At 72.2% G+C, this 14006-nt stretch carries 15 protein-coding genes; 7 read left to right on the top strand and 8 right to left on the bottom strand.

Going from position 1 to position 14006, the window contains the following annotated elements; translation table 11 throughout:
- Positions 1–3 precede the first annotated feature (3 nt).
- Positions 4–786, bottom strand: coding sequence for a 2OG-Fe(II)-dependent halogenase WelO5 family protein (locus tag ACZ303_RS13500; RefSeq protein ID WP_467338358.1), 783 nt, complete (start codon positions 784–786; stop codon positions 4–6).
- Positions 787–1002: 216 nt separating this feature from the next.
- Here ACZ303_RS13500 and ACZ303_RS13495 point away from each other — a divergent pair, with 216 nt between their 5' ends.
- From ACZ303_RS13495 to ACZ303_RS13485, 3 genes are read left to right on the top strand one after another with little or no spacing between them, the layout of a single operon-like run.
- Complete coding sequence (locus ACZ303_RS13495; protein ID WP_467338356.1) at positions 1003–1494, top strand: hypothetical protein; 492 nt, start codon at positions 1003–1005, stop codon at positions 1492–1494.
- Between the two features lie 20 nt (positions 1495–1514).
- Positions 1515–2036: a hypothetical protein gene (locus ACZ303_RS13490; RefSeq protein WP_467338354.1), complete on the top strand. Its 522-nt coding sequence runs from the start codon at positions 1515–1517 to the stop codon at positions 2034–2036.
- Positions 2026–3126, top strand: coding sequence for an MAB_1171c family putative transporter (locus ACZ303_RS13485; RefSeq protein WP_467338352.1), 1101 nt, complete (start codon positions 2026–2028; stop codon positions 3124–3126). The genes ACZ303_RS13490 and ACZ303_RS13485 overlap by 11 nt, the downstream gene beginning before the upstream one ends.
- Positions 3127–3143: 17 nt before the next feature.
- Here ACZ303_RS13485 and ACZ303_RS13480 read toward each other — a convergent pair whose 3' ends face one another.
- Positions 3144–3287, bottom strand: a complete 144-nt coding sequence (locus tag ACZ303_RS13480; protein ID WP_467338350.1) for an SCO1431 family membrane protein — start codon at positions 3285–3287, stop codon at positions 3144–3146.
- A 202-nt stretch (positions 3288–3489) separates the two neighbouring features.
- On the opposite strand from ACZ303_RS13480, the gene ACZ303_RS13475 reads away from it, so the two are divergent.
- On the top strand, positions 3490–4926 hold the full coding sequence (locus ACZ303_RS13475) for an amidase (protein WP_467338349.1): 1437 nt from the start codon (positions 3490–3492) through the stop codon (positions 4924–4926).
- Positions 4927–4937: 11 nt separating this feature from the next.
- On the opposite strand, the gene ACZ303_RS13470 is transcribed toward ACZ303_RS13475, so the two are convergent.
- Positions 4938–5099, bottom strand: a complete 162-nt coding sequence (locus ACZ303_RS13470; protein WP_467338347.1) for a hypothetical protein — start codon at positions 5097–5099, stop codon at positions 4938–4940.
- 136 nt (positions 5100–5235) lie between these two features.
- Positions 5236–5937, bottom strand: coding sequence for a FadR/GntR family transcriptional regulator (locus ACZ303_RS13465; protein WP_467338345.1), 702 nt, complete (start codon positions 5935–5937; stop codon positions 5236–5238).
- A gap of 167 nt (positions 5938–6104) precedes the next feature.
- On the opposite strand from ACZ303_RS13465, the gene ACZ303_RS13460 reads away from it, so the two are divergent.
- Both ACZ303_RS13460 and ACZ303_RS13455 read left to right on the top strand, forming a co-directional pair.
- The gene (locus ACZ303_RS13460) at positions 6105–6617 is read left to right on the top strand and encodes a gluconokinase (RefSeq protein WP_467338343.1); all 513 of its coding nucleotides are present in this window, start codon (positions 6105–6107) and stop codon (positions 6615–6617) included.
- A gap of 41 nt (positions 6618–6658) precedes the next feature.
- Positions 6659–8056, top strand: coding sequence for a GntP family permease (locus tag ACZ303_RS13455; RefSeq protein WP_467338341.1), 1398 nt, complete (start codon positions 6659–6661; stop codon positions 8054–8056).
- A 22-nt stretch (positions 8057–8078) separates the two neighbouring features.
- Here ACZ303_RS13455 and ACZ303_RS13450 read toward each other — a convergent pair whose 3' ends face one another.
- Entirely contained in the window at positions 8079–9584 is a 1506-nt protein-coding gene (locus ACZ303_RS13450) for an FAD-dependent monooxygenase (RefSeq protein WP_467338339.1), read from the bottom strand.
- Between the two features lie 71 nt (positions 9585–9655).
- Here ACZ303_RS13450 and ACZ303_RS13445 point away from each other — a divergent pair, with 71 nt between their 5' ends.
- On the top strand, positions 9656–10309 hold the full coding sequence (locus tag ACZ303_RS13445) for a TetR/AcrR family transcriptional regulator C-terminal domain-containing protein (protein ID WP_467338337.1): 654 nt from the start codon (positions 9656–9658) through the stop codon (positions 10307–10309).
- 46 nt (positions 10310–10355) lie between these two features.
- Here the strand turns inward: ACZ303_RS13445 and ACZ303_RS13440 are convergent, their stop codons facing one another.
- From ACZ303_RS13440 to ACZ303_RS13430, 3 genes are read right to left on the bottom strand one after another with little or no spacing between them, the layout of a single operon-like run.
- Positions 10356–11489, bottom strand: a complete 1134-nt coding sequence (locus tag ACZ303_RS13440) for an acyltransferase family protein (protein WP_467338335.1) — start codon at positions 11487–11489, stop codon at positions 10356–10358.
- The gene (locus ACZ303_RS13435) at positions 11486–12865 is read right to left on the bottom strand and encodes a polysialyltransferase family glycosyltransferase (RefSeq protein WP_467338333.1); all 1380 of its coding nucleotides are present in this window, start codon (positions 12863–12865) and stop codon (positions 11486–11488) included. Before ACZ303_RS13435 ends, ACZ303_RS13440 begins: the two co-directional genes overlap by 4 nt.
- Complete coding sequence (locus ACZ303_RS13430) at positions 12862–13860, bottom strand: glycosyltransferase family 2 protein (RefSeq protein WP_467338331.1); 999 nt, start codon at positions 13858–13860, stop codon at positions 12862–12864. Before ACZ303_RS13430 ends, ACZ303_RS13435 begins: the two co-directional genes overlap by 4 nt.
- Positions 13861–14006 lie beyond the last annotated feature (146 nt).

The following is a 14006-nucleotide window of genomic DNA, read 5'->3' as shown; positions in this document are numbered from 1 at the left end:
TGCTCAGCTCCAGAAGACGAGGGGGCGGTCGGTGCCCATGAAGCCCAGGAAGTGGCCGAGGGTGACCCGGGAACTGTCCTGCGACGGCCGTACGGCGTGGATCACGCGCGGGTTGAGCAGCATGAGGTCGCCGGCGGCCGGCTTGACCACGGCCGTGGGCTCGGGGAGCTTGTCCCGGTCGATGCCGTAGGTGCGGTCGCCCATCAGGCCCTCGTAGTCACCCTCGGTGGGCTCGATGTCCCACAGCTCCAACTCGCCGCCCTGCTCGGGGATGTTGACGTAGATGTTGGCGGAGAGCTGTGCCTGGAGATGCCCCTGGTAATGGGCGGGCAGATTGCGCTCCAGCGCGTCGGTGTGCGGATTGAGGTCCACATTGCGGTCCTGATAGCGGCAGATGCCGATGAAGCACTTCTGGCCGTCCACCTCCATGAGGTGGGCGCCCGCGGGCCATATCTCGTCGAGCAGCACGCGCAGTTCGTCGGTGGGCGACGCGTAGGGCGCGAAGACGCCGCGGAGCTTGGCGATGTTCGGCAGGGCCCGCTCGTGATAGGCCCGGCGGCTCTCGTCGTCGGTGATCTCGGAATAGGCGAAGCCGATGCGGCCGAATTCATGGGCCTGGCTCAGCTCGCCGCGGTCGTCGTGGTCGAGCAGCTCCCGTTGGGCGGCCGCCAGTGCCTCGTCCCGGCAGAACCCCTTGAGGTGGATCGCCAGGACTTCTTTCTTGACGAGCGAGAGCACGTCCTCGTGGGACAGCTCGCTCCTGTTCGTTTCCAGTACCCGGTCCATTGCTGACTCCCAGCTCGTTCCGAACCTGCGAAAACACCTGCGAAAAGACGGACAGGCGCCGGTCATACGCTATAGCGGATGACCGGCCTGGCGAGCATACGCTGATCTTGGTCTGGCTTGTCAATGCTGGCTGATGGCCGAAGAGTCGGGTCGGTATGATCGATCCACAACAGCGGACAAGAGGGCCGGTCGTGCCCTCCGGGCGAAGGACGGCTCATGACCAATGGCGAAAGCGGCCCCGCGCCGGCCGGCCGTCCCCTGCTGCGCAGGCTCGACCAGCGGATCAACGAACTGATCGCGGCCCTCTACCCCGACGAGCGCAAGCGCCCGGGCTACGCCAGGCTGGCCGCCGAGATCAGAGAGACCACCGGCGGCGCCATCTCCGGCACGTATCTGTGGGAGCTGGCCACCGGCAAGAAGCGCAACGTCACCCTGGAGCAACTCGACGTGCTCGCCGAGTTCTTCGGCGTACCACCGGAGTACTTCCTCAACGAGGACGTGGCCGAGCGCGTCAACGCCCAGCTCAAGCTGGCCTCCGCGCTCCGCGACGCCCGCGTGCGCAATCTGGCGCTACGGGCCGACGGGCTCTCCACCGAGACCCTCGACGCACTGCTCACGATGGTCGGCGAGGCACGCAAGCTGCAGCAGCTCGCACCGGTCGCCGACGACGAGGAACAACCGAAGGCGCCAGGCGGCGCCGACCGCTGAGCTCTGAGGGGGGACAGGGAATGCAGGACGGGTACAAGGCGCTGAGCCGCCGCTGCCAGGGAATGCTCGACGGGCTCACGCTGCCCCGGCCGTTCACCCTGGAGGCGTTCTGCCGGAATCTGTCGGAGTCGCGGGGGCGGCCCCTGCGGCTGCACCCGCTGCCCGCCCGGGCCGGCACGGCGGGGGCGTGCGGTTTATGGCTGGGCACCGACACGGACGACCACATCTTCTTCGAGCCGGGGACCACCAAGCCGCATCAGGAGCACATCATCCTGCATGAGCTCGCGCACCTGATGTTCAATCACCACGCCGTCGGCGCCGCGGACGGCGCGGCCGCCGCCGGGCTGCTGCCCGACCTCGACCCGCGCATGATCCGCCGGCTGTTCGCCCGCACCAGCTACACCACCGAGCAGGAGCAGGAAGCCGAGATGCTGGCGAGCCTGATCAAGGCCGGTGCCGCACGCGGTGCCGGCCGGCGGCCGGGCGGGGTCCTCGGCGCGCTGCAGGCCGGACTGGGGGTCGGCGAGCCGCATGCGCAGTGAGGTGACGGAGCTCGGCAGGATGGTCGAGGCGGTCAGCGTGGCCTGCATGTGGCCCATCGTGCTGCTGCGCGCCCCCTCCGCCGTCCGCTGTTCGCGTCAGCGCGGGATATGGCTGGCGGTCGCCACGGCGGCGATCGCCGGCACGCTGAACCTGCCACCGGTCGCCCATCTGCTGGCGCGCCTCATCGGCCCCACCCACCTCACCGCGCTCGCCATGAACCTCTGCGGAGTCCTCTCCGCGGCCGCCGTCCTCGACTTCACCGTCGCGGCCACCGACCGCCCGAACCTCAGATGCCGGCTGCACGCCGCCATGGGCGCGGTGCTGATCTCGCTGGTCGTGCTGGACGCGGTCGCGCCCCACCACGCGTGGCACACCTCGGTGGGCCCCGGACCGCCCTCGCCGTCCACCGCCTACTGGCTCGTCGTCACCGGTACGCACCTCACCGCGAACGTCGCCTGCGCCTGGGTGTGCCTGCGCTACAGCCGTCGCGGCTCCAACCGCGCGCTGCGCCTCAGCCTGCGGCTCTTCGGCCTGGGCACGGCCTGCGCGGGGCTCTTCTGGTGCGCCTACCTCGCCGAACTGCTGCTGCGCCCGGCGTGGATCCCCCCGCTCCTGTCCTACGTGATGGGGCTGCACGGTCTGCTGCGGGCCGCCGCCCTGGCGGTACCGGGCGCGGTCCTGCTGCGCGGCGCGGCGAGACAGCTGTGGATCTTCCACCGGCTGTGGCCCCTGTGGCGGGACCTCGTCGAGGCGGTGCCGGCCGTGGCGCTGGGCGAGCGCCGTCCCCGGCTGCTGGAGCTGCTGCGGCCGCGCGGTCCATGGCATTTCGTGGTCTACCGCACGATCGTCGAGATCCGGGACGCGATCCTCGTCCTGCGGGACTACGTACGGCCCGAGCGGCCGGTCACCGATCCCGCCGCGCTGGCCCGCCTGCTGCGGGAGGCGCGCCGGAACAAGCTCGCCGGGGCGAGCCCCCGGACGCCCGCCGTGAACGTCGCGGAAGCGGGCGGCGAGGACATCGCCGCCGAGACCGCCTATCTGATGCAGGTCGCGCGGGCCTACCGGGCGCTCTCCGTGCGGCGGGCGTGAGAGCCCGCCGCGGGCCCTCAGATCAGGCCGAGCTGCGTGATCAGCATCGCGATGACGACGACAAGGGTCCAGCCGGCGACGTGCTCGACGAGCCGGTCCTTGTCGGAGGGGTCGGAGGGGCCGCCCGTACGGGCCCGGACGACGGCCGTGGTGTCGGTCATGGTGCGTGTCCCAGTGGTCCAGTGATCAAGGTGATCAGGTGGCGTGCTCGTTCCGGAGCCGTTCCGGACCCGGACCTTCCACCTTGCGTGTGCCACCCCGCCCGGTAAAGGGGGAGTGGTCCGCGTCACGCCCGTACCCGCGAGTCTGTGCGGACAACTTCCCCTCACCTACCGTGGGTTGGGAACGGGGGAGGGGGATCAGGTGACGGGGTTCATAACGGATCCGGCGGAGGTCCACGAGGCGGACGGGCTCGTTGATCAGGTCCGGGCGCTGGCCGCGGGAGAGGTGTCCTCGCGGGCGCTGGTGGAGCGCGCGCTCAGGCGGATCGAGGCGACACAGCCGCTGCTCAACGCCTTCCGCCGGGTGCGGACCGAGGCGGCGCCGGCGGAGGCCGAGGCCGCGGACCGGCGGCTGGCGGCGGGGGAGCGGCTGCCGCTGCTGGGCGTGCCGGTGGCGGTGAAGGACGACATCGACGTGGCGGGTGAGCCGACCGCGTTCGGGTGCGCCGGCGACTTCCCGCCGAAGACGGCGGACAGCGAGGCCGTCCGCAGGCTGCGGGCCGCCGGCGCGGTGATCGTCGGCAAGACGAACACCCCGGAGCTCGGACAGTTCCCCTTCACCGAGGGGCCGGCGTTCGGGGTGACGCGCAATCCGTGGAGCCCGCGGCACACGCCCGGCGGGTCCTCGGGCGGCGCGGCGGCGGCGGTCGCCGCCGGGCTCGTCCCGGCCGCGCTGGGCTCGGACGGCGCCGGGTCGATCCGGATCCCGGCGGCGTGGACGCATCTGGTGGGCGTCAAGCCGCAGCGCGGGCGCGTCTCGACGTGGCCGGAGCCGGAGTCGTTCCGGGGCATCACCTGCCATGGCCCGCTGGCCCGTACGGTCGCCGACGCCGCGCTGCTGTTGCAGGTGGCGAGCGGGTCGCACGCCGGTGACCTGCACCGGCCGCCGCCCGTCGACCTGCTGGCGGCGGCCGGCCGGGAGCCGCGGCGGCTGCGGATCGCGCTCTCGCTGCGACCGGCGTTCGCCGCGGCGCGCCACTGGCTGGACCCGGCGGCGCGCGACGCGACCGTACGGACCGCGGAGCGGCTGGCGGCGCTGGGGCACGAGGTGGTCGCCGAGGAGCCGCGCTACGGGCTGATCGGGCTGACCTTCGTGCCGCGCTCGATGGCCGGGATCCGGGACTGGGTGGGGCGGGTGCCCGACCGGGCGCTGCTGGACGCGCGGACGAGGGTGAACGCGCGCGGCGGGCTGCTGCTGGGCGGGGGAGTGCTGCGGGTGGCGCGGGCGGCGGAGGAGCCGCTGCGGCGCCGGGTGGGGGAGATCTTCGACCGCTTCGACGTGGTCCTCACGCCCAGCACGGCGGTGCCGCCGCTGCGTACGGGCGAACTGGCGCACCTCTCCAGCCGGCACACGGATGCGGCGATGATCGCGGCGTGCCCGTACTCCTGGCCGTGGAACGTCCTGGGCTGGCCGGGGGTGAGCGTGCCCGCGGGCTTCACGGACGGCGGGCTTCCGCTGGGGGCCCAGCTGCTCGGCCCGGCGGACAGCGAACCGCTGTTGATCTCGCTTGCGGCCCAATTGGAGGCCGATCAGCGGTGGTTCGAGCACTGGCCGGCGGTCGCGCGGGCGGCGGCGTGACGCGGGAGGTATCAGTGGGGCGCGGTGTACGAGAGGAGCAGGAGGGCGGCGACGGCGACGATCGGGGTGAGCACGATGAGCGCGAGGCCGGCCGGGTTGCGGTGGTTGTAGACCCAGCGGCTGCCGTACCGGCGGCGGATGAAGAGAGGCTGCTGATCATCATCGGGGCGCATGGGACCAGGCTACGGACGCGCGTTCGAGGTGGCGACGGATTTGTGGCCACATCGGCGTCTTGTGGCACAGCCGGTACCGTCCGCTGACTCCACGGTCATTCCGCCGGCTCGGACGCCCGGCCGGACCGCCGGCCGGCTACGGCGCCAGAATGTCCAGTTCCGCCATGGCGCCCTCCGTGATCTCCCTGGTCAGCGCCTCGGCGCGGGCCGCGTCGCGCTCCCGTACGGCCTCGGCGACGCGCACGTGCAGGGTGACGGCGGCCGGGTCGGGGTCGGTGAACATCACCTGGTGCTCGGTGCGGCCGGTGAGGACCTCGGCGACCACGTCGCCGAGCCGGGCGAACATCTCATTGCCCGAGGCGCGCAGGATCACGCGGTGGAAGGCGACGTCGTGCACCAGATAACCGGCCAGCTGCTGGCCGCGCGAGGTGGCGACCATGCCCAGGGCGTGCTCGGTGAGCTCGGCGCACTGCTCGGGGGTGGCCAGGCGGGCCGCGAGGCCCGCCGCGACGGGCTCCACGGCCGAGCGCAGCACGGTCAGGGAACGCAGCTGGCGCGGCCGGTCGGCGCCGGCCAGCCGCCAGCGGATGACCTGCGGGTCGTAGACGTTCCACTCCTCGGTGGGGAGTACGGTCACCCCGACCCGGCGCCGGGAGGTGACCAGATGCATCGACTCCAGCACGCGGATCGCCTCGCGGATGACCGTGCGCGAGACGTCGAAGCGCTCCTCCAGCTCGTCGGTGCGCAGGATCGTGCCCGGTGCGTACTCGCCTGCCGTGATCGCGGGCCCGAGGGACTCCAGCACGCGCGCGTGCAGCCCCTGCCCCTGGTTCTCCATGGGCTCAGCCTACGGTTTCCGCCCCGGGCAATTAAGTATGACTTTTAAGTCACGGGTCTTGAATACGTCGTACGAATGAGCTTGAGTGACTCCATCGCCCGGGGCGGTGCCTCCCGAGGTCGCCCACGGGGCTCGACAAGGACGTCGACGAGGACAGTGAGGTAGCGATGCAGGCCCCCCACGCCCCCCAGGTCGTGGCCGTCATGGGAGTGTCCGGCACGGGCAAGACCACCATCGGCCCGCTGGTCGCGGAGGCTCTCGGCGTCCCCTACGCCGAGGGCGACGACTTCCACCCGCCCGCCAACATCGCCAAGATGTCAGCCGGCACCCCGCTCGACGACGCCGACCGCGCCCCCTGGCTCGACGCCATCGGCGCCTGGGCCCGCGGCCGCGCCGGGCTCGGCGGCGTGGTCAGCTGCTCCGCCCTCAAGCGCGCCTACCGCGACCGGCTACGGGCCGCCGCGCCCGGCATCGTCTTCCTCCACCTCACCGGCGACCGCGAACTGATCGCCGAACGGATGGCCGCCCGCAAGGGCCACTTCATGACCTCCAGGCTCCTGGACTCGCAGTTCGCGACCCTGGAACCGCTCGAAGCGGACGAGGCCGGCGTCGCCGTGGACGTCGCGCCCGGCCCGGACGTCATCGCCCGGCGGGCCACCGCCGCCCTGCGGGCGCTCTAGCCCCACCCACCCCTCCTCCCCTCCCTTCCTTAGGAAGCCCCGTGAGCACTCTCAGCGTCGAGATGCTGGCCGCGGCCCCCGCCGAACCGATCACGTCGGCGGGTCACGCACAGCTGGGCATCGCCGTCCTCGTCGGCATCGCCGTCATCGTTCTCCTCATCACCCGGTTCAAGCTGCACGCCTTTCTCTCCCTGACCATCGGCTCCCTGGTGCTCGGGGCCGTCGCGGGCGCGCCCGTCGACAAGGTCATAGCCTCCTTCACCACCGGGCTCGGCGCCACGGTCGCGGGCGTCGGCGTCCTCATCGCGCTCGGCGCGATCCTGGGCAAGCTGCTCGCCGACTCCGGCGGCGCCGACCAGATCGTGGACACGATCCTCGCCAGGGCTGGCACCCGCTCCATGCCCTGGGCGATGGTGCTGATCGCGGGCGTCATCGGGCTTCCGCTGTTCTTCGAGGTCGGGATCGTGCTGCTGATCCCGGTGGTGCTGCTGGTCGCCAAGCGCGGCGACTTCTCCCTGATGCGCATCGGCATCCCCGCCCTGGCCGGGCTGTCCGTGATGCACGGCCTGGTGCCGCCGCACCCCGGTCCCCTCGCCGCCATCGACGCCATCGGCGCCGACCTCGGGGTCACCCTGGCGCTCGGCGTGCTCGTCGCCGTGCCCACCGCCGTCATCGCCGGCCCCCTCTTCTCCCGCCTCGCCGCCCGCTGGGTCGACATCACCCCGCCCGAGAGGCTGATACCGCAGCGCCCCTCCGAAGACCTCGAACGGCGCCCGAGCTTCGCCGCCACCGTGGGCACCGTGCTGCTGCCCGTCGTGCTGATGCTCGCCAAGGCGCTCGTCGACGTCGTCGTCGACGACCCCGCGAACCACCTCCAGCGCGTCACCGACGTGATCGGCTCCCCGCTGATCGCGCTGCTGGCCGCCGTCCTCGTGGGGCTGTTCACCCTCGGCCGCGCCGCCGGCTTCGGCCGCGACCGGCTCGCCACGACCGTCGAGAAGTCCCTGATCCCGATCGCCGGCATCCTGCTCATCGTCGGCGCGGGCGGCGGCTTCAAGCAGACCCTCATCGACGTCGGCGTCGGCCGGATGATCCTGGACATCTCCGAAGGCTGGCCGGTCTCCCCCCTCCTCCTCGCCTGGCTGATCGCCGTGGGCATCCGCCTCGCGACCGGCTCGGCGACGGTCGCCACGATCTCCGCCGCCGGGCTGGTCGCCCCGCTCGCCGCCGACATGAGCACCACGCACGCCGCTCTCCTCGTCCTGGCCGTCGGCGCGGGCTCGCTGTTCTTCAGCCACGTCAACGACGCCGGATTCTGGCTGGTCAAGGAGTACTTCGGCATGAGCGTCGGTCAGACGGTCAAGACGTGGTCGCTGATGGAGACGGTGATCTCCGTGGTCTCCCTCCTCTTCGTGCTGCTGCTGTCACTGGTGCTGTGACGCCCGCGAGCGGGTGGGCGGCTCAGCCCGACACGGCTTCCAGATAGGCGGCTATGTCGGCCGGGTCGTCCGTCGCCAGTCCGACATAGCCGTCCGGCCGGACCAGGAACAGCCCCGAGCCGTAGGCGGCCTTCACATGGCCGTCCACGTCTACCAGGTCCGGGTCCGGGCCGCCGACGCGGTGCGTACGAACCCACTCGGCGTCCGGCGCGGTGACGGCCGCGTCGGCCAGGACCAGCAGCGTGAAGTGCGGCCCACGGAAGGCGTCGAAGAGCCGGAAGGGGGCGCCCGAGGCATCGGCGCAGGGTGCGTCCGGCGCCCGGTCGCCCGCCCGCAGGGCTCCCTCGGGAAGGTCGCCGCGCAGCTCGCGGGCGAGCGGGCTCTCGCGATAGCCCAGACCCAGCTGAAGGGTCTCCTTGCCGCGGCTGGAGAGCCCCTGGGAGCTGCTGGCCCGGTCCTCCGCGTGGACCCGCGTGCTCAGGCCCAGCACATCGGCGGCCACCTTCAGCCGCTCCGTGTCGTACGAGTCGAGCAGGGCGTCCGGCGCGCCGTGCCGCAGCACCGCGCCCAGCTTCCAGCCGAGGTTGTAGGCGTCCTGGACGCTGGTGTTCAGACCCTGGCCGCCCGCCGGGGAGTGGACGTGTGCCGCGTCCCCCGCGAGCAGCACCCGGCCGTCGCGGAACCGCTCCGCCATCGCCGCCCGCGCGCGGTAGACCGAGGACCACCGCACCTCGCCCACCCGCAGATCCGTCAGCCCGGTGCGCCGGGCCAGCAGCTCGGCCAGCGCCTCCGGGGCGGCGTCGCGCGCCGGATCCGGCTGGTACGCGGTGTCGTTGAAACCGGCGATGAGCTGGAACTCCGCCGCACCCTCCAGGGGCCGCAGTGCGAGGAGCCCGCCCTCGGCCTTGGGCCACATGTGCCAGTGCCCCCGGTCGATCCCCTCCAGCAGCACGTCCGCGATCAGCACCGGGCGCGGATCCACGGCCTCGCCCGAGAACGGCACGCCGAGGGCCCTGCGCACCGCGCTGCGGCCCCCGTCCGACCCGACAAGGTAGGCGGCCCGCATGGTCTCGGCCGTGCCGTCGGCGCGCCGCAGCGTGGCCGTGACGCCGTCCGCGTCCTGGGTGAAGCCGGTCAGCTCGGTGCTGAAGTCGACCCTTCCGCCCAGCTCTTCGAGGCGCGCGTACAGCAGCTCGACCGTGCGCCACTGCGGAAGCATCAGCACCTCGGGATACGGCACGTCGGGCGTGGCCTCGGCCCGCGGGACCAGGTCCCACTCGCGGACGCGCCGCGACCCCTCCCAGTTCTGCACGAGGGGCACGGGCCCGCCCGCCTCCATGAGCGCCGCGAGCGCGCCCAGGTCGTCCATGACCTCCAGGGTGCGCGGCTGGAGTGCCGTACCGCGCGAACCCGGGAAGCCGCGCTCGGAACGCTCGACGAGGCGGTGACGGACGCCGCGCCGGGCGAGGTCGATGGCCAGGACGAGGCCGGTCGGCCCGGCGCCCGCGATCAGTACTTCGGTGTCCATGAGGGAACCCCCCTTAACGTTGTTAAGTTGCTCCGCCTCCAGGGTGAACTGAACAGCGTTAAGCTGTCAAGGTGGCAACTCGAATCGACCGCGCCCTCGTCGCGGACACCGCTCTGCGCCTGCTGAACGAAGTGGGCCTCGAAGGGCTCACCCTGCGCCGGATCGCCAAGGAGCTGGACGTCCAGGCCCCGGCGCTCTACTGGCACTTCAAGAACAAGCAGGAACTGCTCGACGAGATGGCGACGGAGATGTTCCGGCGCATGACGCCGGACCTGATGCCCGCCGAGGGGGCGGGCTGGCAGGAGGCCATGGCGCACGCCACCCGCGTGGTGCGCCGCGCGCTGCTCGGTTACCGCGACGGCGCGAAGGTCTTCAGCGGCACACGCTTCACCGACGCCTCCTACGCCACACCCCTGGAGGAATTCCTGCGCATCAGCGTGGAATCGGGCTTCAGCCCGCGCGGCGCCGCCCGCGCCTGGTTCACGGTGAACACCTACACGATGGGCTACGTGATCGAGGAGCAGTCCGTCCAGCCCGTGCCGGGCGAGCGCGACCCCGCCTACGACCAGGGCACGCGGGAGGAACGACTCGGCGACTCCCCGCTCGCCATAGAGGCCGGCAACGAGTTCTTCGGCGACCTCGACGCCGGCTACGAGGCCGGCCTGCGCGCCGTCATCGCCGGCATCGAGGCGACGCTGCTGACAGGACCCGAACACCGCACGTAACCCGAACGCCGCACGTGACCCGGCCTCCGCGGGCCGTGAGCCCCGGCTAGCGCCCCCGCACCGCCGTCAGCGACCGCCGCAGCACAGGCGTGAGCCGCCGCTCCACATACCGGTGCAGCAGCCACGCCAGGCCCAGCATCAGCGCGACGGTCAGCGGGAAGGTGGCGTACGCCGGAATGCCCAGCCCCCGGTGCAGCCCGCCGATCACCACCCACCCCAGGTGTTCGTGCACCAGGTAGAAGGGGTACGTCAGCGCGCCCGCGACCGTCAGCCAGCGCCAGTCCGCCCAGCGGACCCTGCCCAGCGCGATCGCCGCCACGGCCGCGTACCCCAGGGCGAGGACGGCGACGATGACATAGGGGGAGCGGTAGGAGAAGTACTGCGCGTTCGGCGGGTGCCACAGCCCCGCCACCGCGTAGTGCTGGCCCACCAGGAAGCTCACCCCCACGATGCCCCAGGCCAGGGCGTCGTGGCCGAAGCGGTGGATCAGGTGGAGGCCGATGCCGCCGATGAAGTACGAGGAGTACTCCGGCATCACCACGACGCGCAACACCTCCACGTGCGACGCGGTCGTCACCACCGTCGCCAGCGTCCACACCGCGCAGAAGAGCACCACCCGGTGGCGCGTCGCGCCCGGCAGCACCACGAACAGCGCGAAGAGCGCGTAGAAGCGCAGCTCCGCCCAGAGCGTCCAGCACACCCCCAGCACCCGCCGGGCGCCGACGGGCTGTTGGAGCATGGTCAGGTTCACCAGCGTGTCGCTGAACGAGACCGTCCGGTACGCCACCCACGGCAGCGCGAAGGCCACCGTGACGAGGAGGATCGCCGCCCAGTAGGCGGGATAGAGGCGGGCGACGCGGGAGGCGAAGAAGGAGCGCAGCGGGCGGCCCCAGCCGCTCATGCAGATCACGAAGCCGCTGATGACGAAGAAGATCTCCACACCCAGGCAGCCGTAGGCGAACGCCCCCGACAGTGTGGGGAATTCGTGCCGCGGCGAGGCCCCCCACGCCCGGCTGATGTCGCCGTCCCGCCCGCCGTAGTGGTAGAGCGCCACCATCAGCGCCGCGACGAGCCGCAGCCCGTCCAGCGCCCGCAGTCGCCCGGCACCCTTCTGCGAAGGACCCTGAGGAACCGCGGACGGTTCCGCGGTGCGGGGCTCGGGCAGCGTCGGCGCGGTCATACGGTCACCGTGGTCTTCGTCGGTTTCGCGGGCTTCGTCGGCTTGCCGCCCAGCCGCCGCCGTACCGCCCGCGCGCGGCGGGCCACCTTCCGTACGGTCGGACTGCGCGGCAGAAAGGAGAGCTGGGAGGGGACCGCCCCCGGGAGCGCCAGCGCGGTGAGGCGGCGGCGCTTGAAGTAGCGGCGGGTGCGGGCGTCGAGGTGGGCCGCGAGATAGCGCTCGGCGGCCGGGCGCAGGGCGGGTAGGATCCGCGGCTGCATCGCGAAGCCGACGGCGGCCAGCAGCCCGGACAGCTCCTCGCCCTCCGGTGGCGCGAGGGCCGCGTCGCCCTCCAGATCGGGCAGCAGCGCGTCGACCAGCGTGACCGGGACGCGGTTGCTGTTCTGGTACGGGGTGAGCCGGTCCAGCAGCAGGTCGGTGCCGGTGCGGGCGACCGGCAGTCCGTAGAAGGCGCGGGCCGTGAGCAGCGCGGTCGAGAAGCAGCCGGCCACCAGCGCGGGCCGGACGCGCTGGTAGACCACCTCGGCGAGGAGGGGCGTGTCCAGGACGGTCAGCTCCACGCCGAGCCGCCCGGCCTCCTCCTCCAGCATCCGCGACCAGCGGGCCGGAGCGGCGGGGTGCGGCTTGAACACCAGCTCGCGGTGGCCGCGCGCGACGGCGCCGCGCAGCATCCGCACGTGCAGCCGCTCCTCCTCCTCGGGCGTGAGGATGTCGAGGGCGGAGAGGTACTGCCCGAGGAGCAGCGCGGCGCCCTCGGGTGCGTCGACCGGGCCGGTGGCGTCGGAGAGCTCGGCCAGCACCTTGGTGAACGCCTCGGCCGGCACGGTCCGCGCCCCGACCCCGAACTCCGTGAGCAGCAGCGGCCGCAGGCCCGGGATCAGGTCCGGGTGGAGCAGGCGCCGCACGCGGGTGCCGACGAGCGGGTCGAGCTTGTTGCGCGTGGGACCGTAGCTCATCAGCCCGTCGGCGTAGACCTCCAGCGGCGCGTCGGGAAAGCACAGCGCGAGCGCGTGCGCCGGGCTGACCTGGAGGGACTCCACGACGAGCTCGATCTCACCGGTCCCCAGATCCCACAGCAGCCTCAAGTGCCGCTCCCACAGCGGCGCGTCGTCCGGGCGCGGTGACCAGCCGCTGGGGTGGAAGGGGCTGATCGTCGCGTTCCAGGACAGCACACCGTCGAAGCGGGCGCGCAGCCGCTCGAAGCCGGGCGCCTCGTCGAGGGCCGGGGTGGTCTCCGGGACGGCGGCGGTGTTGGCGACGAGCAGCAGGCGGCGGTCGGCGGGGGAGAAGAGGCCGGCGTCCAGGGCGGCGGCGAGCGTCGCCGCCCCGTACAGCGTCGACGCGAGGAAGATCTGCACGCGCGGGCCGCCGGTCATCGGACGGCTCCGCTCTTCAGGGTCGGCTGCCCCGGCGCCACCGGCCGGCGGCGGAGTCGGCGCAGCCGGGCGGCGCGGGCGTAATCCATGGAATCCAGTGCGTCCTTGAGCAGATCGGAAGGCATCCGCCGGAGCGCGGACGCACTCATCGAACGCAATGTTCGCGCCACGGCGGGTTCGAAGCGTTCGATATTGCCGAGATGGTGGGAAATGATCGCGCAATACGTACGGACGGCCTTCGGCAGAAGTTTTTCCGCGTCCGCGTCGCGCGATGTCTCTTCGATTACCTGATCGAACGCGCGAAGGAAATCCAATTGCCGTACATCGCCGATCTGGGTGAGCGAGGTCGAAACCCCCCGCCGGTAGAAGACACCGAGCAGCCCGGCCACCGCGAACGTCCGCGCCTCGCGGTGCAGCCGCCAGATCCACGGCCGGTCCTCGGCGGTCCGCAGGCCGTGCGGGAAGTGCAGCAGCCCCTCGTCGAGCAGCCGCCGGTGGTAGACGCCGGCCCAGGCGTAGGGGTAGTCGACGGAGGTCGAGCGCTCCACGGGCAGGATCGCGGCGCGCGGGTCGAGCACCACTCCGCGCCGGCCGTCCGGCACCCGGTGGACGGTCCGGGTGCGGCCGGTGCACTGGACGTGGTCGGTGCGCACGAAGTCGACCGCCAGGTCCTCGGCCACCGCGAGCAGGCGCTCGTAGTGGCCGGGGGCGAGCCAGTCGTCGCCGTCGAGGAAGGTGACGTACTCACCGCGTGCCACCTCCAGCCCGGTGTTGCGGGCGGTGGCGAGACCCTCGTTCACCGTGTGGCGGACGAGCGCGGCGCCCGGCAGCTCGCGGGCGGCGCGCTCCAGGATGTCCGGCGTGCCGTCGCTCGAACAATCGTCCACGAGAATGAATTCGAAATCCTCGCGGCTGTTCGCACGCAGACTTCTCAGAGTGTCGGGCGCGAAGGTCTGCACGTTGAAGAACGGCACGATGACGGAGAGCTTGACCACCCGGGCGACATTAGGCGGCCCCTCGGCATTCGTCTTGACCTACGGCGGGCGCGAAGGTGAACGAAGGGCGGCGGAACGATGAACCCGCCCTGCCGCCGGGCCGATTCGCCGATCGTCGGTTTGCTGTTTACCGGTTGTTGCACCCG

The sequence above is a fragment of the Streptomyces sp. NPDC023527 genome, from assembly GCF_055560115.1.
Note: the sequence above shows the minus strand (reverse complement) of the source record. Positions and strands in the feature narration are given on the sequence as shown.

Excerpts from the sequence above, each read along its gene's own strand:
- ACZ303_RS13495 (WP_467338356.1), top strand. The coding sequence starts at position 1,003 with ATGACCAATGGCGAAAGCGGCCCCGCGCCGGCCGGCCGTCCCCTGCTG.
- ACZ303_RS13435 (WP_467338333.1), bottom strand. The coding sequence starts at position 12,865 with ATGACCGGCGGCCCGCGCGTGCAGATCTTCCTCGCGTCGACGCTGTAC.
- ACZ303_RS13465 (WP_467338345.1), bottom strand. The coding sequence starts at position 5,937 with ATGGAGAACCAGGGGCAGGGGCTGCACGCGCGCGTGCTGGAGTCCCTC.
- ACZ303_RS13470 (WP_467338347.1), bottom strand. The coding sequence starts at position 5,099 with ATGCGCCCCGATGATGATCAGCAGCCTCTCTTCATCCGCCGCCGGTAC.
- ACZ303_RS13480 (WP_467338350.1), bottom strand. The coding sequence starts at position 3,287 with ATGACCGACACCACGGCCGTCGTCCGGGCCCGTACGGGCGGCCCCTCC.
- ACZ303_RS13485 (WP_467338352.1), top strand. The coding sequence starts at position 2,026 with ATGCGCAGTGAGGTGACGGAGCTCGGCAGGATGGTCGAGGCGGTCAGC.
- ACZ303_RS13450 (WP_467338339.1), bottom strand. The coding sequence starts at position 9,584 with ATGGACACCGAAGTACTGATCGCGGGCGCCGGGCCGACCGGCCTCGTC.
- ACZ303_RS13460 (WP_467338343.1), top strand. The coding sequence starts at position 6,105 with ATGCAGGCCCCCCACGCCCCCCAGGTCGTGGCCGTCATGGGAGTGTCC.
- ACZ303_RS13500 (WP_467338358.1), bottom strand. The coding sequence starts at position 786 with ATGGACCGGGTACTGGAAACGAACAGGAGCGAGCTGTCCCACGAGGAC.
- ACZ303_RS13490 (WP_467338354.1), top strand. The coding sequence starts at position 1,515 with ATGCAGGACGGGTACAAGGCGCTGAGCCGCCGCTGCCAGGGAATGCTC.
- ACZ303_RS13440 (WP_467338335.1), bottom strand. The coding sequence starts at position 11,489 with ATGACCGCGCCGACGCTGCCCGAGCCCCGCACCGCGGAACCGTCCGCG.